At 58.1% G+C, this 24,594-nt stretch carries 15 protein-coding genes; 4 read left to right on the forward strand and 11 right to left on the reverse strand.

The window, feature by feature from the left end:
• Positions 1–190: 190 nt before the first annotated feature.
• Together NWI01_RS01200 and NWI01_RS01205 are read right to left on the reverse strand one after the other, a co-directional pair.
• The gene (locus tag NWI01_RS01200; protein WP_244613595.1) at positions 191–1,507 is read right to left on the reverse strand and encodes a cation diffusion facilitator family transporter; all 1,317 of its coding nucleotides are present in this window, start codon (positions 1,505–1,507) and stop codon (positions 191–193) included.
• A gap of 298 nt (positions 1,508–1,805) precedes the next feature.
• Positions 1,806–2,162 (reverse strand): VanZ family protein, encoded by a 357-nt coding sequence (locus NWI01_RS01205; RefSeq protein WP_141381918.1) that lies wholly within the window; start codon positions 2,160–2,162, stop codon positions 1,806–1,808.
• 257 nt (positions 2,163–2,419) lie between these two features.
• Here NWI01_RS01205 and NWI01_RS01210 point away from each other — a divergent pair, with 257 nt between their 5' ends.
• Positions 2,420–2,719 carry an HU family DNA-binding protein gene (locus NWI01_RS01210; protein WP_141381956.1) on the forward strand — a complete coding sequence of 100 codons (300 nt, stop codon included), beginning with the start codon at positions 2,420–2,422 and terminating at the stop codon, positions 2,717–2,719.
• A 92-nt stretch (positions 2,720–2,811) separates the two neighbouring features.
• On the opposite strand, the gene NWI01_RS01215 is transcribed toward NWI01_RS01210, so the two are convergent.
• From NWI01_RS01215 to NWI01_RS01240, 6 genes are all read right to left on the reverse strand, one after another.
• Positions 2,812–5,307, reverse strand: coding sequence for a glycogen/starch/alpha-glucan phosphorylase (locus tag NWI01_RS01215; RefSeq protein ID WP_141381919.1), 2,496 nt, complete (start codon positions 5,305–5,307; stop codon positions 2,812–2,814).
• A gap of 453 nt (positions 5,308–5,760) precedes the next feature.
• The gene (treZ, locus tag NWI01_RS01220; RefSeq protein WP_141381920.1) at positions 5,761–7,545 is read right to left on the reverse strand and encodes a malto-oligosyltrehalose trehalohydrolase; all 1,785 of its coding nucleotides are present in this window, start codon (positions 7,543–7,545) and stop codon (positions 5,761–5,763) included.
• Positions 7,542–9,617, reverse strand: a complete 2,076-nt coding sequence (gene glgX / locus NWI01_RS01225; protein ID WP_141381957.1) for a glycogen debranching protein GlgX — start codon at positions 9,615–9,617, stop codon at positions 7,542–7,544. Before glgX ends, treZ begins: the two co-directional genes overlap by 4 nt.
• Positions 9,617–11,767: a 1,4-alpha-glucan branching protein GlgB gene (glgB, locus tag NWI01_RS01230; RefSeq protein WP_141381921.1), complete on the reverse strand. Its 2,151-nt coding sequence runs from the start codon at positions 11,765–11,767 to the stop codon at positions 9,617–9,619. Before glgB ends, glgX begins: the two co-directional genes overlap by 1 nt.
• Positions 11,764–15,048: a maltose alpha-D-glucosyltransferase gene (gene treS / locus NWI01_RS01235; protein WP_141381922.1), complete on the reverse strand. Its 3,285-nt coding sequence runs from the start codon at positions 15,046–15,048 to the stop codon at positions 11,764–11,766. Before treS ends, glgB begins: the two co-directional genes overlap by 4 nt.
• The gene (locus NWI01_RS01240; RefSeq protein WP_181410325.1) at positions 15,045–17,006 is read right to left on the reverse strand and encodes an alpha-1,4-glucan--maltose-1-phosphate maltosyltransferase; all 1,962 of its coding nucleotides are present in this window, start codon (positions 17,004–17,006) and stop codon (positions 15,045–15,047) included. Before NWI01_RS01240 ends, treS begins: the two co-directional genes overlap by 4 nt.
• A 172-nt stretch (positions 17,007–17,178) precedes the next feature.
• Here NWI01_RS01240 and malQ point away from each other — a divergent pair, with 172 nt between their 5' ends.
• A complete protein-coding gene (malQ, locus tag NWI01_RS01245; protein WP_141381924.1) occupies positions 17,179–19,146 on the forward strand; it encodes a 4-alpha-glucanotransferase in 1,968 nt (655 codons plus the stop codon).
• A gap of 73 nt (positions 19,147–19,219) precedes the next feature.
• Here malQ and NWI01_RS01250 read toward each other — a convergent pair whose 3' ends face one another.
• The 3 genes from NWI01_RS01250 to NWI01_RS01260 all read right to left on the reverse strand — a co-directional run bounded on the left by NWI01_RS01250 (position 19,220) and on the right by NWI01_RS01260 (position 22,521).
• Positions 19,220–19,732, reverse strand: coding sequence for a TIGR02281 family clan AA aspartic protease (locus NWI01_RS01250; RefSeq protein WP_141381925.1), 513 nt, complete (start codon positions 19,730–19,732; stop codon positions 19,220–19,222).
• 139 nt (positions 19,733–19,871) lie between these two features.
• Complete coding sequence (locus NWI01_RS01255) at positions 19,872–21,482, reverse strand: sensor histidine kinase (protein WP_141381926.1); 1,611 nt, start codon at positions 21,480–21,482, stop codon at positions 19,872–19,874.
• Positions 21,483–21,651: 169 nt separating this feature from the next.
• Positions 21,652–22,521: an NAD(P)-dependent oxidoreductase gene (locus NWI01_RS01260; RefSeq protein ID WP_141381927.1), complete on the reverse strand. Its 870-nt coding sequence runs from the start codon at positions 22,519–22,521 to the stop codon at positions 21,652–21,654.
• A gap of 220 nt (positions 22,522–22,741) precedes the next feature.
• Between NWI01_RS01260 and NWI01_RS01265 the strand changes: the two genes are divergently transcribed.
• Both NWI01_RS01265 and NWI01_RS01270 read left to right on the forward strand, forming a co-directional pair.
• Positions 22,742–23,131 carry a VOC family protein gene (locus NWI01_RS01265; RefSeq protein ID WP_141381928.1) on the forward strand — a complete coding sequence of 130 codons (390 nt, stop codon included), beginning with the start codon at positions 22,742–22,744 and terminating at the stop codon, positions 23,129–23,131.
• Between the two features lie 146 nt (positions 23,132–23,277).
• Positions 23,278–24,417 carry an Mrp/NBP35 family ATP-binding protein gene (locus NWI01_RS01270; RefSeq protein WP_141381929.1) on the forward strand — a complete coding sequence of 380 codons (1,140 nt, stop codon included), beginning with the start codon at positions 23,278–23,280 and terminating at the stop codon, positions 24,415–24,417.
• Positions 24,418–24,594: the final 177 nt, after the last annotated feature.

Raw genomic sequence — 24,594 nt, forward strand, 5'->3', positions numbered from 1 at the left:
CCATGTGAATTTTCCGCGCACTTGATTCGGAGCGACTTCTGATCTTTCCGAATCAGTTTGATTTGAATCGAATTTTTTGAATCTGTCGAGAGTCAACGATTCGTTAACGCAAAGAATTTTGCCCAACAGAAAAGTTTAGCAACCGTCGCCGATTGAGTCCGAAACGGGAACGTTGGCGCGTCGACGAGTTTCAGCTTTCGCGCGGCGGCTCCGCGTGGCTGATGACGCGCTTAACGCTTGGGAACGCACGGCGCAAAGCCCGTTCGATCTCATCGACACTCTCGTGCACCCTGGCGACGCTCATCGACGGCGCGGCCCGGCAATGGAAGTTGACGATCTCGCCGGCCTCCGTGTCTCTGACGCGTACGTTGTGAATGTCATGAATCGCTCCGCCGGCGGCGAAATCGGAAAGGGCTGTCCGGATGGCGTGGATGCGCCCGGGGGCAGCATCGGTCCCGAGCGGAAGCTCAGGTTCCAAGGGCTCGATGTGAGTATCCACTTCGACGTCTGCACCGAATTCGTGACGGATATCGTGCTCCAGCCGATGCGCGATGGCATGGGCATCCACCAGCGCCATTTCGCCGTCGACCTCGAGGTCGATGCTGACCGTCAGCTTTGCTCCAAGGTCGTGCACCGTGACGTGATGAATGGCGAGGCCCAAATTGCGGGCTATCACCATGATGCGTTCGCGGACGCTTTCGTTGTCGCGGGCGACAGGTATCGCTGTGAATGTCAGATCAGCATCGCCGAGAGCCGCGGACACTGCATCCTGGGCCTGCTGCTTGATGGCGTCGATGCGGTCGATCGGATAGGTTCGGGGAACTTCGACGATGACGTCGACGAAATGCCGGGGACCGACCATTCGTACCCTCAGCCTCTTGAGATCGACGACATCCGGCAACGCCCTGATCGCGGCTCCGGCCTTTTCCGCGGCACCTTCCGGCGCTCGGTCCAGGAGGGTTTCGACGGTGGCGCGTCCCAGCCGCAAACCCAACAGGGAAATCAGGATGGCGACGCCTATTGCAGCCGCCGCGTCACCCCACGCATAGCCTAGTCCGGATAGGGTCAGCCCGATGATGACGGCGACCGATCCAAGGACATCGGAGGCAAAGTGCAGGGCGTCGGCCTCCAGCGCCTGACTGCGGGTGTCGAGCGCGGCCCGGTGCAGCGCCCGGGCGCGCCAGGCATTAACGACAATGTCGACGAACAGGACGATGAACGGGATGGCGGAAAGTGTCGGCGGCGTCGCGCCTTCGCGGAGGTGGGTATATGCCTGCACCACGATGCCGCCGGCCAGGACATACAGCATGGCAATGACGCCGAGGGCAGAAAGGCTTTCGATTTTGCCATGGCCATAGTGGTGTTCGGCGTCGGCGGGACGGTCGGAAATCCGCACCACGACCCAGGTGACGATGGTGGCGACCAGATCGATCGAACTATGCAGGGCTTCGGAAATCAGCGCCAGACTGCCGATCGCAACACCGACCATGAGTTTGATCGCCGCCATGCTGGCGCTGGCGATTATGGAGATGGCGGCGACTCTCGTTTTCGATCTGGCGGCGAGGCGTGACATTTTGCGGGATTTATAGCGTTTTCGAGCGAAGTGGAAACGGGTTCGCGTGAAGAAAGCGCGTCAAAACAATAATCTAGAGCTCTGCTTCTGATTCAACCAGAAGCGAACATGCTCTAGCAGCCTGCCACCCCGGATAAAAGCGCGTGCGATGGTGCAAGCGCCGTTCATTTGCAGACTCTGTTTGCTGTAAATCGTTCTGATTTAGATGCGGTCGGCGACGCTCTCGTAAAGATTACCGGGATCTTGATCCATGCAATCGTGCGGCAAGCCAACCGATCGCGGCGGCACCGACAAGGCCGAGACATGCCGCCGCGGCATCGACCAGAAAATCCTCCAGCCGCGCATGGCGGCCGGGGGCCCATCGCTGCATGATCTCGAGAATACCTATCAGGACGATGGCTATCGCTGCCACGCGCAATCGTCGTTGGGGAAATGAAAGGCCCACCGCGAGACCAACCAGCACGAAAGCCAGGGCGTGCTCACCATCTTGTCCTAGCTGAGAATGCGGACGATAGCGCGCCGGTCCGAGCGTCGCGAATATGACCGCCGCAATCAGGGCGGCCGTGCCGAGGCGGAAGAGGATCTTCATGGCTGGCGCATAGCACAATTTGCTGCCAGGAGAAGGGGTGCGCGAAACGGGGGGAGACAACCGCCGGCAAGCCGCTCCGAATAGAAAGAAGCATTGCTGACGGCGCCTACGGGCGGATTCCTGCTTTTTACCGGTAAATCACGGGGATCGAACGGCCCTCCGTGCGAAGTAAGCTGTTATAAATCCCACAAGGCGTGTTTTTTTAGCTGGATTTGGAAATATTGTTTTTCGGGCCGAATCAACAGACAGGATCGATGATGGCAACCCAGATGACGAAATCGCAGCTCGTTGAGAAGATCTCGACTCAGGTCGGATTGTCCAAAAAGGACGTAAAGGGCGTTCTCGAGGCGCTTGCGACGACAGGTTACAAAGAGCTTAAAAAGACCGGGGCCTTTCTGCTTCCGGGTTTCGCGAAGTTCGTGGTGATCAAGAAGCCGGCGACCAAGGCGCGCAAGGGGACCAACCCTTTCACCGGCGAGCCAATGACATTCAAGGCGAAACCCGCCCGAAAGATCGTCAGGGCGCGGCCGGTCAAGGCTGCGAAGGACGCGGTGTGATGCAGGGGCCCTTCGGGGCCCTTGTTCTTTCGGACGCTGGTTGCCCACGGCTCTTCCGAAGGTGCCGGTTTAGCTCGAGGTTTTTGTCGGCATCAGACCACGGGTATGCCCCAGATGTCTTCAGCGTACTCCCGAATCGTCCGGTCCGAAGAGAACCATGCCATGCGGGCGACGTTGAGTATGCTGGAGTGGATCCATTCCGGGCTGGCCCACTTTGTGTCGACGGCGCGCTGCGTACGATAGTAATCGTCGAAATCGGCGGATACGAGATAGTGGTCGAGAAACCGCAGCGCATGTGCAATGGGAATGAAACGAGAAGCATCGTCCGGTGAAAATACTCCGCTCTCGATGGCTTCGATCACGCGGGCCAGTTTCGGCGACGATGTGATGATATCGGTTGCATCCAGCCCCATGGAGCGGCGCTGCACGACCTCGTCCGCTCTCATGCCGAAGATATGGATATTCTCTTCACCGACATGTTCGGCAATCTCAATATTGGCGCCGTCGAACGTCCCGATGGTGATCGCCCCATTCAGCGCGAGCTTCATGTTACCGGTGCCAGAAGCTTCCATGCCGGCAGTGGAAATCTGTTCGGACAGATCGCTCGCTGGAACGATCACTTCAGCAGCGCTCACATTGTAATTGGGAATGAAGACCACCTTGAGAAGATCCCTGATCCGGGCGTCATTATTGATGATATTCCCGATGTCATTGATGAACTTGATGATGAGCTTGGCCTGCCGGTAGCTCGCGGCGGCCTTCCCGGCGAAAATCTTGACGCGTGGTGTCCAGTTGTCCTGCGGGTTGTCCAGGATCGCCTGATAGAGTGCGATGGTCTCGATCGCGTTGAGAAGCTGGCGCTTGTATTCATGGATGCGCTTGATCTGAACGTCGAACAGCGCCGATGGATCAACGACTATCCCGAATTGTCTGGCTATGATCTGGGAGAGCGCGACCTTGTTCGCTCGTTTCACGGCCTGAAACTGCTGCTGGAACGCAGGGGCGTCCGATAGTCGCTCCAGTATCCGTAACCGCTCGGGTTCATCGAGTACTGCTGCCCCACATGCATCCTGTAGCAAGGAGGTAAGTTGCGGATTGCATTGATGCAGCCAGCGGCGAAAGGTAATTCCGTTGGTCTTGTTCGTGATACGATCCGGATAGAGGCTATTCAAATCGGCGAATACGGTCTCCCGCATGAGTTCGCTATGCATGGCTGAAACACCGTTGATGCGATGAGAGCCAACGAACGCAAGATGACCCATGCGGACACGGCGGCCGCCGGTTTCGTCAATCAGCGACACCGACGCCTGAGAGCGTGCGTCCGCTCCGAAATGCTTTTCCGCGGCCGCAAGATGATCTGCGTTGATCCGATAAATAATATCGAGATGTCGCGGTAGCATCCGTTCGAACAGTTCGACCGGCCATGTCTCGAGCGCCTCGGGCAACAGTGTGTGGTTTGTGTAAGAGATCGTCTTCGTGGTTATGTCCAGGGCATCGTTCCAGCCAATATGATATCTATCCGTTAACAGCCGCATCAGTTCGGGAACGGCGAGGCTGGGATGGGTATCATTGAGCTGGATCGCCGCATGGGACGGCAGCGACCGGATATCTCCATCGGTATGGAGATGGCGATTGAGAATATCCTGCAAAGAGGCGGAGACAAAAAAGTACTCCTGACGGAGGCGCAATTCGCGTCCGGCTGGGGTTTCATCGCTTGGATATAGAAACTTCGATATCGCTTGCGCTCGCGCCATCTCGGACATCGCGCCGAGGTGATCGCCGCTGTTGAAGGTATCGAGGCGCATCGGATCGACGGCGCGTGCAGACCACAGCCGTAGCGCATTGACGTGGCGGCCGCGCCAGCCGACGATTGGCGTATCGTAGGCGATCGCCTGGATGGTCTCGTCAGGTATCCAAAGGGTCCGGCCTTCTTTGCCGTCCTCCTCGACATGATCGAGGCGCCCGCCGTACTGGATGTCGAACACCACATCGCGGCGTTCGAATTCCCATGGGTTTCCTGAGAGTAACCACCGTTCGGGAAATTCTTCCTGCCATCCGTTTGAGATGATCTGACGAAAGAGCCCGTGTTCATAGCGGATGCCGTAGCCTCGTGCTGGAATCGCGAGCGACGCCATGCTTTCCATGAAACATGCGGCAAGTCGGCCGAGTCCCCCATTGCCGAGTGCTGCATCCGGCTCGACACTACGTAGTTCATCGAAGTCGAGGCCGAGGTCCTCGATCGCCATTCGGAATGGCTCCATCAGTGACATGTTCGTCAGCGCGTCGGTCAGCAACCGTCCGATCAGGAACTCGAGCGACAGATAATAGGCATGCTTGGCTCCATGATTCTGAGTGGCCCGATCGGATTGGAGCCATTGATAGACGATACGATCCCGCAGCGTTAGCGCCGCCGCGATGTACCAGTCGTGGATGTCGGCGTGTTTGACGTCTTTTCCTGCCACCAGAACGATCTTTGACAGTATCGTACTCTTGATCTCTGCGACGATGTCATCGTCTTCAGGTTCGGGCCATGCCGGTGTGTCCTCAACGAGGGCGCGAAGTCGTTTGGGCGAAACGTCAAAAGCCATCCAATATCCCGATCTCATTCTGCCAAGAACACTTCGTTTCTGATTGAATCGGACGCGAAGCTTCAACTGTTATTCTGAGGCGATTTCTTCGCACGAACCTGGATCCATCCGGGCAAGCTCTAGGACATGCTTCGTTCGAAAAAAACACTCGTGAACCCAACTGGCGCCACTTGGACCATGATCCCGAGAAGTGGAAACGGCTTTCGGAAAAGATCATGCTCCAACAAAAAAGATAAGCGACGAGTTTGATCCAACACAGTTGAAACAGACTCCAGCGTGAGTGATGCCTTTTGTAGTTCGGTATCGATTTAGCTTCTCTGAGGAGTTCACTTGAGGTTTGATTATATCGATTTGTTCCGTGTTTGGAACCGTTGTCGCCGCTGCCGCCGGGTTGGGCGGTGAGCCGATAGAGCATTATGAAACGACATCGGGCATGAGTTGCACGCGATAAGTTTACGCGGAATGCCGCTCTTCTTCAGGCCGTTTCAGTGACCAGAATACCGACCATGCTCGCAGGCGCACCGGTAACTCGCCACCCCAGATCGGTCGCCCCGGCATCGGGGAGGTGTCATTCGTTACGTTATGATCCGAAATATTGGCGCGAAGGTGTAACTGGACGTCGTTGCCTAGCGTCCAGCACGCGATCAGTAGACGATCGTCCTGGTGAAGATCGGCGGAATCAAACTTTGCGTTGCCGAGATGGGGCATGAGTTCATCCCTACGAGTTCGCAACAGCCGTTTGACCAGTACATGACGCGGCAGGCGCTGGCCTTGGTCGGGCCAGTCAAGAATCGCCGCCTCGAATGTGGACAGCGCAAGAGGATCAGGCACGTCGTCGCCGAACATGTCGTAGGCTTCCGCGAATTCTCTCCGGCGTCCGGCTCGCACAGCGTCGGCGAGGTCGCCTTTGAAGTCGCAGAAGAACGGGAAGGGCGTGGTTGCTCCCCATTCCTCGCCCATGAACATCAGCGGTGGCATCGGCGCGAGCAACGTGATCGCAAGCGCTGCTTCGATGGCACGGGCGTCAGCCGACCATTCGAGGCGGTCACCCAGCGCGCGGTTGCCGATCTGATCGTGGTTTTGAAGGAAGTTCACGAAAGCGGTTGGGGGCAGTCCGCCGATGCGTTCCCCACGAGCCCGTCCGCTGCGATGAGCGGAGGGCTCGCCCTGGTAAGCGAAGCCAGCACGCAGTGTTCGTGCGAGAAGATGGCGTGGATTGGCAGCGTAATCTTCATAATAGCCGTGGCCTTCCTGAGTGAGGATGACATGCCAGGCGTGATGGTAGTCGTCATTCCACTGGGCGCGATACTTTCCCTCCGGTACACCTGAGGAAGGATCGAGCAGGCCCGCGCGGTTATCGTCGTTCTCAAGCACGAGGTGAATGTGGCGTCTGTCCTGCCGCGCCAGAATCCCGATAGCGCGGCTGATATCTTTCAAGATTGGTGGTTCGCCCGTCTCGGGGATGGCGTGCACCGCGTCGAGGCGAAGACCGTCAAATCGATAATTGCCGAGCCAGTGAAGTGCATTATTGACAGCGAAGGCGCGGACTTGGGGAACGCGATAATCGATCGCCGCTCCCCAAGGTGTCTTCGCATCACAGAAGAACTGCGGTGCGTAGCGCTCCAGATAATTTCCTTCTGGCCCGAAGTGGTTGTAGACGACGTCGAGAAAAACCATCAGGCCACGCAGATGGGCTTGATCGATGAGTTCTCTCAGATCGTCTGGCGTGCCGTAAACATGATCGGGTGCATACCACAGCGCGCCATCGTAACCCCAATTTCGCGTTCCCGCGAAGTCGGCAAGCGGCATTAATTCGATGGCGGTGATCCCTGTCGATACCAGATGATCGAGTTTGTCGATCATGGCACGATAAGTGCCCTCAGGCGTGAAGGTTCCGACATGGCATTCTAGGATGACCGTCTCATGCCAGGGCCGTCCGCGCCAGTCGATTGCTTTCCAGCGGAAACGGTGGTGGTCGACAAGCTCGCTCCGGCCGGACACATCATCGGGTTGATAAGACGACGCAGGATCCGGCACGTCCAGCTCATCATCAATCCGGTAGTGATAACGGGTCCCTGCCTTCGCGGCCGCTACATCCGCGACGAACCAACCGCTATCGTCCTTTTCCATCCGATGCGCGTTATCGGTAACAACGGATACTGTATCGGCCGCAGGCGCCCAGAGCCGGAACGTTGCGCCCTCCGTTGTGAGAGCAGGGCCGAATCGGCCGACGCTCATGGGTGACCTGCGAACGCAATGACGCTGCGAGGCGGGGCCTGCATCGTCGTGTCAGGGTGGTGCGGGGCGTCATCGGCGTTATGGTCCGCTGTGTGAAGTACGATCGACCACGTCTTGTATTCTTCCAGGTTCGGAATCCTGAACTCGATGGAATCCGGTGCGGCGTTGAGAACGACGTAAAGCGCCTTCTCGTGGCGCTCCATGGGTCCGAGCACGTAGGAAAGAAACCTGCCTTCTGGGAAATTCCAGTCGGACTCAGTCATTTCGTTTCCCTCCGGCGTGAGCCATAGCACCCCGTACGAACTATCTGTCCTTTTCGCCGTCACCCATTGTCGTGATCTGATCTGCTCAAATCGCTTTCTGATCGCGATAAGGCGTCCGACGAAGTCGGTCATGTCGTTGTCCTTATCGCCAAGACCGCTCCAATCGATCCATCCGATCTCGTTGTCCTGGCAATAAGCGTTATTGTTCCCGCTCTGGCTGTTGCCGACCTCGTCGCCTGCGAGAAGAAGCGGCACCCCTTGGGCCAGCAGCAGGCAAGCGAGCTGGTTCTTGCGAAGCTGACAGCGGAGCGCGAGAATTACAGGATCGTTAGTCGATCCTTCGTGGCCGCAATTGTTGCTGAGATTATCATTGGAGCCATCGCGATTGTCCTCGCCGTTGGCTTCGTTGTGCTTCTCGTTATAAGAAAACAGATCCGCCAGGGTGAAGCCGTCATGAACGGTAACGTGATTGACGCCGGCGCGCGGTGCGCGGTCGTCATGGTTGAAAAGGTCCGACGATCCCGTCATGCGACGGCTGACATCGCCGATCAGGTTTCCTTCACCGGCCCAGTAACGTCGCATCGTGCTGCGATACCGGTCATTCCACTCCGACCATTGCGAAGGAAAGCCACCGACCTGATAGCCGCCGGGGCCGACATCCCATGGTTCTGCGACCAGCTTGACGTTAGCGAGAACGGGATCTTGCCTGATTGCATTAAGAAAAGCGCTGTTACGATCGAATCCGTGGGCTCCTCGCGCCAGTGTGCTTGCGAGATCAAAGCGGAAGCCATCGATGTGACAGACCTCGACCCAATAGCGCAGCGAATCCATTACCATCTGCAGCACGCGCGGATGGGTCAGGTTTAGCGAGTTTCCGGTCCCTGTGAAGTCGTCGTAGTAGCGGGGATTGTCCGGCATCAGCCAATAGTAGGAGGCGTTGTCGATACCGCGGAATGATAGTGTGGGGCCGAGGTGATTTCCCTCCGCGGTATGATTGTAGACGACGTCGAGCATGATCTCGAAGCCGGCGTCGTGAAGGCGAGCCACGGTCATGCGGAACTCGTCCAGCGCCGCGCCCTTCGCGTATCGTTGCTCCGGCGCGAAGAACGAGAGGGAGTTGTATCCCCAGTAGTTGCTCAGCTTCTGCTCGACAAGATGGCGATCGTCGACGAAGCCGTGAACCGGAAGAAGTTCAATCGTTGTGACGCCGAGGCGCCGCAGGTGATCGATCATGGCCGGCGCGGCCAATGCGCCGTAAGTGCCACGGAGCTCCGGCGCAATATCCATGCGTGTCTTGGTCAGGCCTTTGACGTGAGCTTCGTAGATGATCGTGTCTTCCCAGGTGGCGCTGGGCCGTGGTTCACGCCTTCCCCAATTGTATGTTTCGTCGATGACGGTGGCTTTTGGCATGGCGCGGGCGTTGTCGCGCCTGTCGAAGGACAAATCCTCACGCGGACTTCCGGCGCGGTAGGCGAAATGTGCGTCGCTCCAAACCAATCGCCCGCTGATCTTCTTTGCGTAGGGATCGAGCAGGAGTTTGTGAGGATTGAACCGATGCCCGTGTTGAGGATCGTAGGGACCATAGACGCGATAGCCATAGAGCTGTCCCGGCGCGACATCGTTCAGATAGCAGTGCCAGACGTTCTCGGTGTGCTCGGGCAGGGTGATGCGCTCGATCTCCCGACGCCCCTTGCTGTCGAACAGGCATAGCTCAACCTTCTCCGCATGTGCGGAAAAGAGCGCGAAGTTCGTTCCGCGACCGTCCCAAGTCGAACCAAGCTGGACATATGTGCCCTCCGAAACTCTCATCATGCCATTTCCGGAACCAGAAAGATCACCCCAAGCGGCGGCAATGTCAGGACGAGCTCGGGAATGATCTCCCCGGATGTCTCGACCGCGCCGTCATTCCCGACATTGCTTCCACCATAATGAGCAGAGTCGGTATTGAGCGCTTCGCGCCACCGGCCGGTGAAAGGAACGCGCACGCGATAGTCGCGATGGATGGTCGGTGTGAGATTTGCGATTACGAGGCAGCGCGCCCGTCCGCCTGCGCCTTTCCGTATCCAGGCGAAGACGCTGTGATCTGCATCGTTGGCTACGATCCATTCGAATCCGGCCGGGTCGCAATCGAGTTCGTGCAATGCAGGCACCTCGCGATAGAGTTTGTTGAGATCTCGGACCACAGCGTGGACTCCTTGGTGACGGGCTTGATCAAGAAGATGCCAGTCAAGTGCGTGATCGTGGTTCCATTCGCGTTCCTGACCAAACTCAGCCCCCATAAACATCAACTTCTTGCCGGGGTGACCGAACATGAAAGCGTAGTAGGCACGCAAGTTCGCGAACCGCTGCCAGTCGTCGCCCGGCATGCGGCCGAGAATCGAGCGTTTGCCGTGTACTACTTCGTCGTGAGATAGCGGGAGAATGAAATTCTCCGAGAAGGCATAGTGTAGTCCGAACAAGATCTGATCATGGTGGTGCTTGCGGTGAATCGGGTCCTTTCCAAAATAGCCCAACGTGTCATGCATCCAGCCCATGTTCCATTTGTAGCCGAACCCTAAACCGCCGAATTCGATCGGTCGCGACACCTGGGGCCAGGCTGTCGATTCCTCCGCCACCGTTGTGGCGCTCGGAAAGCTGCCAAATACTTCCCTGTTGAACCGCCGCAGAAATTCGACAGCTTCGAGATTCTCTCGGCCGCCATGCTTGTTCGGGATCCACCCGCCTTCGGGACGGCTGTAATCCAGATAGAGCATCGACGCGACAGCATCGACGCGAAGGCCATCGATGCCGTAGCGCTCGAGCCAGAACAGTGCATTGGCGACGAGAAAATTGACAACTTCGGTGCGGCCATAGTTGTAGATCAGGGTATCCCAATCGAGGTGGCGGCCTTGCAATGGATTAGCGTGCTCGTACAGCGACGTTCCGTCAAACCGGCCGAGCCCGTGCGGGTCATCGGGAAAATGGCCAGGCACCCAGTCAAGCAAGAGGCCAAGACCCTCGCGATGGCAGGCATCGACCAGATGCGCGAAATCTTCGGGCGATCCGAAGCGGCTGGTCGGGGCGTAAAGGCCGGTCGGCTGGTATCCCCAGGACCCGTCGAACGGATGCTCGTTTACCGGCATTAGTTCGATATGAGTGAATCCCAGGCCGCGTGCATAGCCCGGTAGGGTTTCGGCCAGCTCGCGATAGGATAGCCAGCGATTGTCGTCGCTCCGGCGCCATGATCCGAGATGAACTTCATAGATCGAGATCGGCGCGTTGTATGCATTGATTGGGACGGCCAGTGGAGTTGGGCGCGGCAGCCTCGCTTGGTCAAGTACGATCGAGGCGGTGTTGGGTCGAACCTCGGCCGCGAACGCCATCGGATCGGATTTCAGCGGGAGTAGGGAGCCATCCTGAGCCGTGATCGCGAACTTGTAGCGATCGCCCGCCTGCGCACCGGGGATGAACAGTTCCCAGTATCCGTTACCACGCACGCGCATCGGGTGCCGGCGTCGATTCCAAAAGTTGAAATCGCCGACAACCGCCACGGCCCGTGCGTTCGGCGCGAGCACGACGAACCCTGTTCCTTCCACGCCTTCCATCGCCATGGGATGAGCGCCAAGCTTGTCGTAGAGCCGCTGATGCGTGCCTTCGCCAAGCAGATAGAGGTCGAAATCGTCTAAGATTGGAGGAAAACGATAAGGATCCTCCAGTTCAACCAGGTCGGCGCCATATCTAGCGCGGAGACGATAGCGTTCCGTCCCGTCCGGCAAGTCCCCAAGGAAAAGTCCGGCGTCATGAATGCGCGTCAAGGTGACCTCTTCGCCGGTCTCATCAATCAGGCGAACTTCCGATGCCTCGGGAAGATAGACGCGAACCACGTTGCGATCAGTCTCACGATGACAGCCGAGATAGTGAAAGGGATCGGAATGCCGCCCTTCAACGATGGCGCGCGCTTCCGAGGACAGTTCTGTCATGCGCGATCTCGCTTTTCGTTGCGCAGCACCCGCAACGCACCATCCAGCGCGACCCGCAGCCAATCCGGCCGATGCGCCAGCTCGTAGTCGATCTCATAAAGAGCTTTCTCGAGCAGAAAAAATCGTAATATCCCGTCGTTCTCGCCGTTATCCTGCGGCCATAGTCGAGAATCGGACATTGCTTCGCGGTAGGCGATCAGAAAGGTCTCTGTTGCCTCGTCGCGCCATGCTGATAAGGCCTCCGCCATTCGTCCATCGTCGTCCGCCTCGGTCTTCAGAACGCGTTCTTGCGCCGAGGTCACGGAATAATCGATGGATCTGATCAGCCCCGCGACGTCACGAGCTGCCGGCGCCTTCATGCGCCGCTCAGAAAGACTTCGTCGCGGTTCGCCTTCGAAGTCGATGATAAAAACGTCGTCACGAACGACGAGAACCTGTCCGAGATGAAAGTCGCCGTGATGCCGAATACTGTGCATCTGAATCGACGACGGCAGGAGCTCGGCGAGCAAATCATGCAGGGCCGGGCGGAGACTCTGGATCTCTTCGACGAGGATCCGATCCGATTCCGAAAGCTTGGCTTGAGCCAGGCGGTCAAGCGTCATTTCCGCGCGTTTCGTCAGGCGATCGATAAAATGCGCGACATCCGAAGCGGTCACTGGCTCGGGACGGAAATCCTCGATGTCATCACGGCTGGCCAGCGCTACGTGCATCTCCGCGACACGCTTGCCAATCTGCATCATGTAGCGCTGGTAGGCTGCTTTCTCTTCAAGCGCTGGAGCTGCATCGACCGCGCCGACGAGCCGTTGCTCGTCGATGAAGCGATCCAGTGCGGCGCTGCTGATGGTCCATGCATCCCCCTGGTTACCGACGAAGGTATGGACAATAGCGACGGCGGCTTGGACGTCAGGTCCCGTCAGCTCGACGTTGCCGAGCAGGGCGGGCGTATTGGCAAATCCGGCTACATCAGTCAGAAAACGCCCCACCTCCACTTCTGGATTGATGCCATTCTCTAGCTTTCGGTAAAGCTTGACCACAAATTTCTGATCCACCAGCGCCGTGCTGTTCGACTGTTCAGTCTGAACCGGTCTCACGTTCTCGATCGACTCTTCCGCAATCGAGGCCAACCGCTCCGTAGGAATACAAGCGACCTGTAATTTACCTCCATCGAAGGTCGCACGTTGGCGCAGACCTTCGATGATGCCCGTGATCAGGCCTCTCTCATAGGCGGCATCTATCAGCGTGCCCTCGCGCGAGCCTTGTCGCACAGCGGCAATGTTTCTAGCATCATAGTTTCTGCGGTCGAGCCGATCCCACCTGATTTGAATCGGCATCGCATATCGCCCGGTCTGTCCGTGATGGGTGACGTCGAAGATCGACAGCCATGGCCTGGAATCCTGGTCTTTCGTGAGCGGTATCGCCGCCGGCACTCGCGCCGTGATGGCGCTGGCCGATCGCTCGGGGAACCAGCGCGAGCGGGCGAGATGAGATGGCAGAACGTCACGCTCGAAGATCGAGCGTGTCCGCGCCAGCGACATCCAGGTCGCGCCCTGCGGCACGACGAGCGTCTCATAATCCGGAACGATCACAGCAGCAACATTCGGAGACGGTGGCTTTTCATTCAGGCGGAACCAGTAGAATCCATAGGGTGCGAGCGTGATCAGGTACGGCAATTCGCCAATATCAGGAAAGGTCGTCCGTCCCAGCATTTCAAGAGGCGAACGACCTTTCCAATGCGATAGATCAAGTTCGGAGGCCTGCGCTGATCGCGACAGATTGGCGACGCAAAGGACGACCTCGTCGCCATGCTGCCTCAGATAAGCGAGAACGCTGCGATTCGAGGAACGAACGAAAGCCATCGTTCCCCGGCCAAAAACGTGACTGGATTTGCGCACTGAAATCAGCTTCTTCATCCAGCTCAGTAATGAAGACAGACTTCGCGACTGGGATTCGACATTCACGGACTCATAGCCATAGACGGCATCCATGACGGGAGGTGCATAGAGCCGCGCTGGATCGCATCGAGAAAATCCACCATTGCGATCCGAAGTCCATTGCATCGGAGTGCGTACGCCGTTGCGGTCGCCCAGGTAGATATTGTCGCCCATCCCGATCTCGTCGCCGTAGTAGATGATCGGTGTTCCCGGAAACGACATCAACAATGAATTCATCAGCTCGATCTTGCGGCGATCGTTGTCCATCAAGGGCGCGAGACGGCGGCGAATGCCGAGGTTGATGCGCGCGCGAGGATCCGCCGCATAGGTCGACCAGAGATAGTCGCGCTCGATGTCGGTTACCATTTCTAGTGTCAGTTCGTCATGGTTTCGTAGAAACATCGCCCACTGACAGTTGTCGGGAATGTCGGGCGTCTGCCGCAGAATGTCAGTGATCGGAAAACGGTCTTCCTGGGCGATCGCCATGTAGATGCGCGGCATCAAGGGGAAATGATAGGCCATGTGGCACTCATCGCCGTCCCCGAAATAGAACTGGACATCTTCCGGCCATTGGTTGGCCTCGGCGAGAAGAACCTTTCCGTTGGCGTAGGAATCAAGCGCTGCGCGGATATGTTTGATTACCGCATGGGTTTCGGGAAGATTCTCGTTGTTGGTGCCCTCGCGTTCGCAAAGATACGGAATTGCATCTAGTCGAAACCCGTCGACGCCAGTATCGAGCCACCTTTTCATCACCTGAATAACTGCTCTGACGACGCGCGGGTTGTCGAAGTTGAGATCTGGTTGATGACTGAAGAAGCGATGCCAATAGTAGGCGTTGGCTTCTGAATCCCAAGCCCAGTTTGATTTCTCGGTGTCGGTGAATATGATCCGGGTTCCCTGATACTTCTTGTCTGTGTTGCTCCAGACATACCAGTTGCGCGCGCTTGATCCGGGGGGACTGCGCTGGGCACGCTTGAACCATCTGTGCTGATCGGATGTATGATTTATAACGAGCTCGGTAATCACGCGCAGGCCGCGTCGTTTTGCTTCCGAGATGAATCGACGGAAATCCTTCATGGTGCCGAAGTCGGGATTGACCGAGCCGTAATCCGCAATGTCATATCCGTCGTCGCGCCCTGGCGATGGATAGAACGGTAGCAGCCACAGCGCGGTGACACCGAGCTCCTGAAGGTAGTCGAGCCTGCTGGTCAGGCCTGCGAAGTCGCCAATGCCGTCATTGTTGCTGTCGGCGAATGCCTTGACGTGAAGTTGATAGATAATAGCGTCCTTGTACCAGAGATCGTCGGTCTGGACGTATCTGTCAGCATCGATCTGCGACATCTCATTCATGAGGGACCTCCCGCCAGACATCGAAACAACAGTGCGGGATCACGTAACGGATCGAGCCTCAGGCGTACGCCGCCCCATTCTATGGCGTGACGTTCGCAGGTCATGAGGTTCTCGAGTGCGACGGGGGGGGCTGATCCTGTCGCGGTCTTCACCTGAATCGAATCAAGCGGAAGCCAGAATTCACGACTCTCATGCGAAAGCGCGATGGCGCCGACGATCGTGTTGAGACCATCAGCGGATTGCTTGGTGAAAGAGATGATCTGATTGTTTTCGATCGGGAGAAATCTTAGATTGCGAGTTTGCAGAAGCGCTGGATTTCTGCGTCGTACCCGGTTAAGCGCAGCGATGTAGGATTTGATGTTTCCAGGCGCGTCCCAGTCGCGAACCTTGATCTCGTACTTTTCGGAGTTCAAGTATTCTTCCCGTCCTGGAATCGCCTCATGCTCCAGAAGCTCGAATCCGTTATAGATTCCGTAGTTGCTCGACAGCGCTGCCGCTAGGGCGACCCTAGACTTGAACATCCAAGGCTCGCCACTCTGCAGGTGATAGGGCAGGATATCCGGCGTGCTGACGAAGAAATTTGGCCGGTAATAGTCTCGCTCGGGATAACGCGTGAGTTCGTCAAGATAGGATTCGATTTCCCATTTCCGGGTTCGCCAGGTGAAGTAAGTATACGATTGCGTGAAGCCGAGCTTGGCGAGACCCTTCATGACTTTGGGACGGGTAAATGCTTCGGCGAGGAAGATGACGCCTGGGTCTTTCGTTTGAATTTCATGGATCAGCCATTCCCAGAAGTTGAGTGGTTTGGTGTGCGGATTGTCGATCCGGAAGATGCGTACGCCCTGATTGACCCAGAACAGGATGACGTCGCGAAGTGCGTTCCACAGTGAGCCAGCGTCCTCACAACCGAAATCGGGATTGACAATATCCTCGTACTTTTTGGGAGGGTTTTCTGCATAACGCATCGAGCCATCCGGACGCCGCTTGAACCAGTCAGGATGCTGGGTGAGCCAGGGATGGTCAGGCGAGCATTGCACCGCAATGTCGAGCGCGACCTCCATGCCATGAATCTTGCAGGCGGCGATTAGTTCCCGGAAGTCGTCGAAGGTGCCGAGGTCGGGGTGAATCGCATCGTGCCCGCCTTCCCGGGAGCCAATGGCGTAGGGGCTTCCTGGATCACCTTCGGCGGCCGTCAACGCATTGTTGCGGCCTTTCCGATTGGTCCTGCCAATGGGATGAATCGGCGTGAAGTACAGGACATCAAATCCCATGGCCGCGATATCTGGCAGCCGGGCCATGCAATCCCGGAAGGTGCCGTGCTGACCGGGAACGGTGCTCTGGCTCCGGGGCACCATCTCGTACCAGGCGCCTGCGACCGCGAGGGCGCGGTCGATCGTCAGCGGGTAGAGCCGGGAGCGCGTGAGATCGGACCGGGCGCAGCCTTCGGCCATGGCGCTCGTCAGTTCCGGCACGAGCAGGCTTGAGGGATCCCCCCTATGAAGAAAGTCTTCGCATTGACGGAGGATGATCGCGGTCGCCTCCTTACTGCCATACTGCGCCCGCGTCAGCAGCGCAGCGCCTTCGAGCGCATCAAGGGAAACATCCTGACCTGCCTTACGCTTAAGTTCGAAATAACGCTTCCATGTGGCGAATTCGTCGGTCCAGGCTTCGATGGCATAAACATAACGTCCGGGCTCCGGCGGCGTGAATCTACCGAACCAGCGATCATTATCGTGCAGAGTCATCGCCGACCGTTTCCAGTCACGATCCTGCTCATGCCGCCAGATCAATTGCGCGACGATGACGTCGTGTCCGCTCCGGAATATGTCGGCCCAGACATCCACAATGTCGCCAGCAAGGCGTTTGACGGGAAAGCGTCCGGCTTCCACGCAGGGGTAAACATCCTCGATATGAAATGCGCCGGCGGTTGCGCCTTCTTCGCCTGCACGCAAAGGCATGATCTTCTGCATCGATACGGACACCGCTGCGCTAACCTGTTGGATGGAATGAAGGACCCGGGAAACTAACCTCGGCGTCGCCGGAAAGTTCCCTGCGGAACCGCAAGTTTGCTTCAGAGTTTGATTCTATGTGAGGAGCTTGGCACCAACGCTCCCGGACACGGGATCGGGGATGAATATCCATTCAAAGGCGCAGGATCTGGGTATCAACCTGGACTTTGTTGACGGACTAGGACGTCGTCATCTCCTGGATCCTGATCGACTGCGTCCGATTGTCGATGGTTTGCCATCGCCTCCGTGCCATCGTTTTCTGAAACAGCCTGTGGTGATCGTTTCCAGCGGGGAGGATTTTTGCGTGCCGGTCGGAGTTGAGGCGAACGGAACTTGCTGGCGGCTGGCGAGGCGTCATACCGTTCTCGCCCAAGGATGTACTTCTTCAGCAACGATCGATCTCCCGCGGTGGATAGCGGTCGGCACTTATCGACTGGAGCTCGAGAGTGAGAAGGGTGTCATCATCGATTCAGTTCCGGTACTGGTCACGCCCGAAAAGGCCTACCAGGGCCCATTCGAGCGCATCTGGGTTCTGTCTGTTCAACTGTACGCGCTGACATCGTCGCGCAACTGGGGAATTGGTGATTTCACCGATCTGGCATCGCTGATCGAACTCACCTCGGATTGGGGCTGCCATGGCATCGGTCTCAATCCGCTTCATGCCCTGTTCGATGACCGCCCACGCGAATGCAGTCCTTATGCGCCGAACAGCCGCCTGTTTCTCAATCCGCTTTATGTCGATCCCGAGCGGATACCGAATTTTTCGCGCGCGTGGCTACAACGACAGCGTGAACAACTCGATCGGGTCCGGGAGAGCGAACTCGTCGATTACGCTGCCGTCGCCGAATTGAAATTCGCAGCGTTCCGGCATGCGTTCTCGAGATTTCGACGAGATCAGGCAGCACAGGCCGAGTTTGACATTTTCAGGAAGGAGAGGGGTCAACTGTTGAAACGATACGCCTGCTTCGAGGTGTTGCGGCGACAGTTTGGTCCATCGCCCTGGTGGTTGTGGCCGGACGAGTGGCGTCGTCCGAATGATGCCGGAATTCAAGCCATATCCAGCGGCTCACAACGCGAAGAAGTGAAGTTCGTCGAGTTCATGCAATGGTGCGCGGCGTCCCAGCTACAGTCATGCGCCGATCTTGCCGCCGAACGCGGAATGGCGGTCGGGCTTTATCTGGATGTCGCCGTCGGTGTGCAGGCCAGCGGATTCGACGCCTGGAATGAGCAGGACGCCATTTCGCGCACGCTCTCGGTCGGGGCGCCGCCCGATCAACTCAATACGGCGGGGCAGGATTGGGGATTGGCGGGATTCAATGCCGCCGGCCTCGAGGCGAGTGACTTCGCGCCGTTTCGAGAGATGCTGCGCGCTTCCATGCGCTTCGCCGGAGCCATACGGTTGGATCATGTGCTCGGTCTCAGCCGCCTCTACCTGATACCGGCTGGGGCATCGCCTTTGCAGGGAGCATATGTAGAGATGCCGTTGCAGGCCCTGCTCGGCGTTATCGCGCAAGAGAGCGTCAGCCAGCGCTGCGTCATTATCGGCGAAGATCTTGGAACGGTACCGGATGGCTTTCGGGAGAAACTCGCTGATTGGGGTGTGTGGTCTTACAAAGTGATGATGTTTGAACGTGGCAACGATGGTGCTTTTATCGAAGCGTCAAAATATGCCCAGAACGCGCTCGCTACGTTTACGACGCATGACCTTGCATCCTTCGCCGGTTGGCAAACGCATTCTGATCTCAGGGTGAAGCGGGAGCTTGGGATCGATCCCGGTGAAACCGATGCGGAGCGGACGGATGCGCGCCATGCGTTCGAGTGGAAGCTCGGCGAAGAGCATATCGCAACGAAGAACTTTCTCGGAGCTGTGGAATTTCTCGCGCGGACGCCGTCTCGCATTCTCGCGATCGCGCTCGATGATCTGATTGAACTGCAGGATCAGCCGAATATTCCAGGTACGTTGAATGAGCATCCTAACTGGCGGAGGCGGACTCCGATCAGGTTGGAAGATCTGGGCCGATGCATCGACCTCGACGCGCTTCGACACGCGCTCCGTGGCCGGTGCGACAGCGCTCACGATGATTCTTGATTCTTCAACAACGCGGCTTTGGTTCGGAATGATGAGCATGGTGAGGTGGGGACGATAACGCAGCCGGGGCGGCTCAGGGATAGCCGTGCAGCATCAGCCGGTCTGCGCGAACCTCCCAACTCTCGAGTCGGTTGAGAAAGCTCATTCCCAGAAGGTTGGCTTTCATCTGGCCGCGCGGGACCACGAGCGCAGGCACGGAGCGCTCGACAAGCTTCCCGACTGCGAGTCTGTCGAGCGTCAGGCGCGCAGCGCGCGCCCGCCCGCCGGCGGTCTCGACATCCACATCGTATTTCAGCAATTCCAGCGGTAAGCCGGCGGCCTTCGCCGTTTCATAGGTGAGGACAACGGACGTTGCGCCGGTGTCAATGATCATCGGCGTCTTCACGCCGTTGACCTTTGCATGCAGCATAAAATCGCCACTCTGTGTCCGAGGAATCTGAACGCTCCGTGGTGGGTCCGCGGCGACCTCGTGCAGCATCGTCGAGACCATGTTTCGCGCAGCCGATATTCGGGCGGGATCTCCATAGGCAACCACCACTCCGGCGGTCGCGGCCAGCATTCCAATCACAAGGAGGATGCGGATCACGACGCACCTGCGACGTTGTCGGTTGAGCGCGGAGGCGAGCAGCTTTGCGAACTGCTGCGCGCGGCGCTTTCATACTCATTCGTGGCCATGAGAACCATCTCGTTTGCGTTCGTACGCCTCGCAGTCCTTCGAGTCGGCGTCATACTCTAAGACCCGTGCCGGCATTCATGATCGGTTTGTTCCTCAGGCGGCGTCTCTCCTCGGCTGTGTGATCGCCAGCTTGGGCGGGTTGAAGCGGCGGACCTTCCTCAGCCATGGGCGCCAGAGCAGACATCACGCGTTCCGGCGGAAAGGTGACGATCACCTCGGTGCCAACGCGAAGCTTTGATCTCAGCGTGAACGTACCGCCGTGCATGTCGATCAGGCTCTTTGCGATCGGCAAACCGAGGCCTGCGCCTTGCTCCGCGGATTTGATCGAGTTCGACCCCTGTCCGAATGACGCGAGCACGATCGGGATCTCGTCTTCCGCGATTCCCGAGCCGTTGTCCTTCACACTGAGGTATTGCCCGCCTGAAGCCGTCCATCCGGCTTTCAGCCAGATCTCGCCGCCTTGTGGCGTGAATTTGATCGCATTCGACAACAGATTGAGCACGATCTGGCGCGTGGCGCGTTCGTCACCCCAGATTCGAGGCATGCCTTGCTCGAATACCTCGTGAATTGTGATGCCGCGGTTGGAGGCCCGCAGTTTCAGCAGATGGTGACATTCGGTCACGACATGGACCAGAGATACGGCTTCTTCGTTGAGTTCGTAGCGGCCGGCCTCTATCCGCGATAGATCGAGAATCTCGTTGATCAAATTCAGGAGATGAACGCCGGAGTTATGAATGTCCGCCGAATAGCTCTTGTAAACCGCAACCGCGTGCTCGCCGAAGATCTCGCTCTTCATGACTTCGGAAAACCCGAGAATGGCATTCAGCGGCGTCCGCAGTTCGTGACTCATTTGAGCCAGAAACCGCGACTTTGCGACGTTAGCTGATTCCGCGCGGTGTCGCGCTTCGTCCGAGATCGCCTTGGCCTGCTCGAGTTCGCCGATCAGGGCGTCCTTTTCCGCCCGCGCCTCGAGCGTCGCCAGCGTCGTGGAATGCAGGCGATGCGCGAGCAATGCGAAGAAGCCTTCCGCAGTCAACGTCAGGATGGCAAGGATATAGTTGTTGAAGCTGCCGCCCATCGCGAACTTGAATGCGATGGCGGAGGTCACGGGGGCGGTTGCGGCAAGGGCGGCAATCGGCAGACTGGCTGAGAGCATGCTCGATACCGCCACGACGAGCAGCATCAGAAACATCATCAGGGTGTTCGTGACCGGATCCGAGCCGGCGGGATGTACCAGAATCGTCGTCCAGCACAGGCCGTACAGAAGATCGAACAAAATGAAACGTGCGCGCCATTTGCGCGTGCTGGTGGCCGACGACGGTTCCTTGAGATAACCCTTGCAGTTGTAGATGATGACGGCGTGAATGCAGAGCATTCCGAACGTCCATGCCGCCGCGGCGGCGGGCGCCATCCAGAAACCGAAGAGCACGCCTGTTGCAACCAAAAGCAGCATCACGACAAAGGACGCCGACAGTCGTGTTTGCGCATATTGCCGGAGCAGTTCGTGATCGAACGCCGGCCGGGTTCCGCTGGTGGAAGTCAGGCGGTCGCGCGCCTCCCGGACCCGCTGCGTGGTGGCGCGACGATGACGTGCGGACGGTACAATCGCGGGAGCGACCGGAAGCTCGACGACTTCAGGTTTATCGGCGGGGGTACTCATCAACCAGACACAAATCCTGCTCGCGGCCGCACGAGTCGTTACTGGTTCATTTCTCGCGCCAAATCCTTAAGGGCTGCCTTAAAAAGCAGGATTATTCGGTTAACGGAGCGTTAATTCCTTATCGACGTCACGGCGATCGACCGGGCAGGGACCGCAGATTTACCAGACGTTAACGTTCGAGACGCGCCAGAAGGCTCGACGTATCCCAGCGGGGTCCGCCCATCTTCTCGACTTCCGCATAAAAAGCATCCACGAGGCTTGTGACCGGCAGGCTTGCGCCATTGCGATAAGCCTCGGAGATGCAGATCGAAAGGTCCTTGCGCATCCATTCGACGGCGAAGCCGAAATCGAACCTGCCTTCGCTCATCGTCTTGGAGCGGTTCTCCATCTGCCACGATTGCGCAGCACCCTTCGAGATCACTTCGACGACAGCATTGACGTCGAGCCCCGCCTTTTTGGCGAAGTGAATGCCTTCCGACAATCCCTCGATGAGACCGGCAATACAGATCTGATTGACCATCTTGGTCAATTGACCGGCACCCGCGGGGCCGAGCCGTTTGCACATCCTGGCATAGGCCGCGATGATCGGTTCGGCGCGGGTATAGGCGTCATCAGCTCCGCCGCACATCACTGTCAAAAAGCCGTTCTCGGCGCCAGCCTGGCCCCCGGAGACCGGGGCGTCCACAAAGCCGAAACCGCGCCGGGTCGCTTCGGCGTCAAGCTCGCGTGCGACCTGAGCGGAAGCGGTCGTATGATCGACGAAGACGGCCCCTGGCTTCATCCCGGCAAAGGCGCCACCTGCGCCAATTGTGACCGCACGCAGGTCGTCGTCGTTGCCGACGCAGGCCATCACGAAATCCTGGCCTTCGGCAGCCGACTCCGGCGTCGCCGCGGTTCGTCCGCCGAATTTCTCGGCCCATGCGTCGGCCTTGGCCGGCGTTCGATTGAACACGGTCACTTCGTGGCCACCCTTTGCCACGAGGTGTCCTGCCATGGGGAATCCCATGACGCCGAGACCGAGAAATGCGACTTTAGCCATGACCGAGCCTTGTCCGAGATCCTGAGGAATCGCTGAATTAAAAGCGGATGAGCGCGTCATGATGACTATAGCGTTTTAGCGCGAAGTGGATACCGCGTTCGCGTGAAGAAAACGCGTTAAATCAAGATCTGAGAGCTCGGCCTGTGATTCCATCAGAAGCGAAGAGGATCTAGAATGGGGTGAGACAAATTTCTGGGGCGTGGACAAGGGAGCGCGCAACATGAGCGTTGGAATGCTCGATCATTTCAATATCCGTACCCGCAAACTTGCCGAGACGGTCCGGTTTTACGAGGAGGTTCTCGGTCTGACGAAGGGGGATCGGCCCGACTTCGCCTTTCCGGGCGCCTGGCTCTATAGCGAGGGGAAGCCGGTGGTTCACCTCGTCGACATCGCCCCGACATCCGAGCCGCAAAAGCCGGATTCCGGTGTCGTTCATCACATCGCCTTTGCAAGCCGCGACTACAGGGGCATGAAACAGCGGCTTGAGGCTAAAGGATTCGCTTTCAAGGCACGCGAGGTCCCCGGTGGCCGCATCTGGCAGATTTTCGTCAGCGACCCGAATGGGGTTTTGATAGAGCTCAACTACGACGCTGTCGCCGAGGGGGGTTGACTTCCAGGTCTCGACTGGATTGCTACCGTCTTGGACTCCAGCGCCCAAGGTTCGCCATCGGGATTGTCTACGGACAGCGGACCGGTCGCGGGATCTGCCATGTCCAACCTGTTTTGGGATAAAGTGCGCGTATCCGGAGAAGCGACTTGAACGTAACACCGCAGCAAGTTCTCGACCGGCTGGCCGGTGTGCTCTCTCCCAGCGGCGTGGCGCTGACCGCCGCCGGGGTACTCTCGGAAATCGCCATCAACGGTGACAAGGTATTTTTCTCCATCAGTGTCGAGGCAGAGGAAATCAAGGCCTGGGAGGAGGTTCGCGTCAACGCCCAGGCGGCCGTGCGCGCGATTCCGGGAGTGTCGGCCGTGATGGTCGCTCTGACGGCTGAACGCATGCCTGGCAGCGTCGCGGCGGGTTTGCCGCCGCGGTCTGAGCAAGGGATTCCGAACGTGTCGACACGCCGGTCGCCACAACATCCAGCCTCGGGTTCGCCGATGGCGCGGCAGGCGGATATTCCCGGAGTTGCCGCCGTTGTTGCCGTCGCGTCGGGCAAGGGTGGTGTCGGCAAGTCGACCACCGCGCTCAATCTCGCGCTGGGGCTGCGGGATTCCGGTTTGCGTGTCGGTCTGCTCGATGCGGATATCTATGGACCCTCAATTCCGCGACTGACCGGTATTCGCGAAAAGCCGCAATTGACGGACGACAAGAAGATAGTGCCGATCGAGCGGTTTGGCCTTGCCATCATGTCGGTCGGCTTTCTCATCGAAGAAGAAAGTGCGGTGATTTGGCGCGGTCCGATGGTGACATCGGCCATCCGGCAAATGCTGCGTGATGTGGCCTGGGGCAGGCTCGACGTTCTGATCGTGGACATGCCGCCGGGGACCGGCGATGCTCAACTGACGCTGGCCCAGAATGTGCCGCTCAAGGGCGCCGTCATCGTTTCGACGCCACAGGATCTGTCGTTGATCGACGCAAGGCGCGGACTGGCCATGTTCAGAAAAGTCAGCGTGCCGGTTCTCGGCATCATCGAGAATATGAGTTTCTTTCAGTGTCCACATTGTGGAGCGCGAAGCGATATCTTTGGCCACGGGGGTGCGCGACACGAGGCGGAGAGGCTGGGAGTTCCGTTTCTGGGCGAAGTCCCGCTTCATATGTCGATCCGCGAGACCTCCGATTCCGGTCATCCTGTGGTCGAGAGCGAACCTGACGGGCCGCATGCTGCGATCTATCGCGTGATGGCCGCAAGCATTCGTGACCGGCTCCAGGACGCGACGCCTGAGGTTCGATGATCTCCATTTCCGTGATTTGCATTGCGTCACGGCAGGAGGCCTTGCGAATCTTAGAATCAAGTCTCACTACAGCATGATCCCGAAAAGTGGATATCGGTTTTCGGAGAAGATCATGCTCAAACAGAAAGATAAGCGCCGAGTCTGATTCAACACAGTTGAAACAGACTCTAGAGCGGC

It is taken from the genome of Nitrobacter winogradskyi (genome assembly GCF_006539545.1).
GTDB lineage: Bacteria > Pseudomonadota > Alphaproteobacteria > Rhizobiales > Xanthobacteraceae > Nitrobacter > Nitrobacter winogradskyi_A.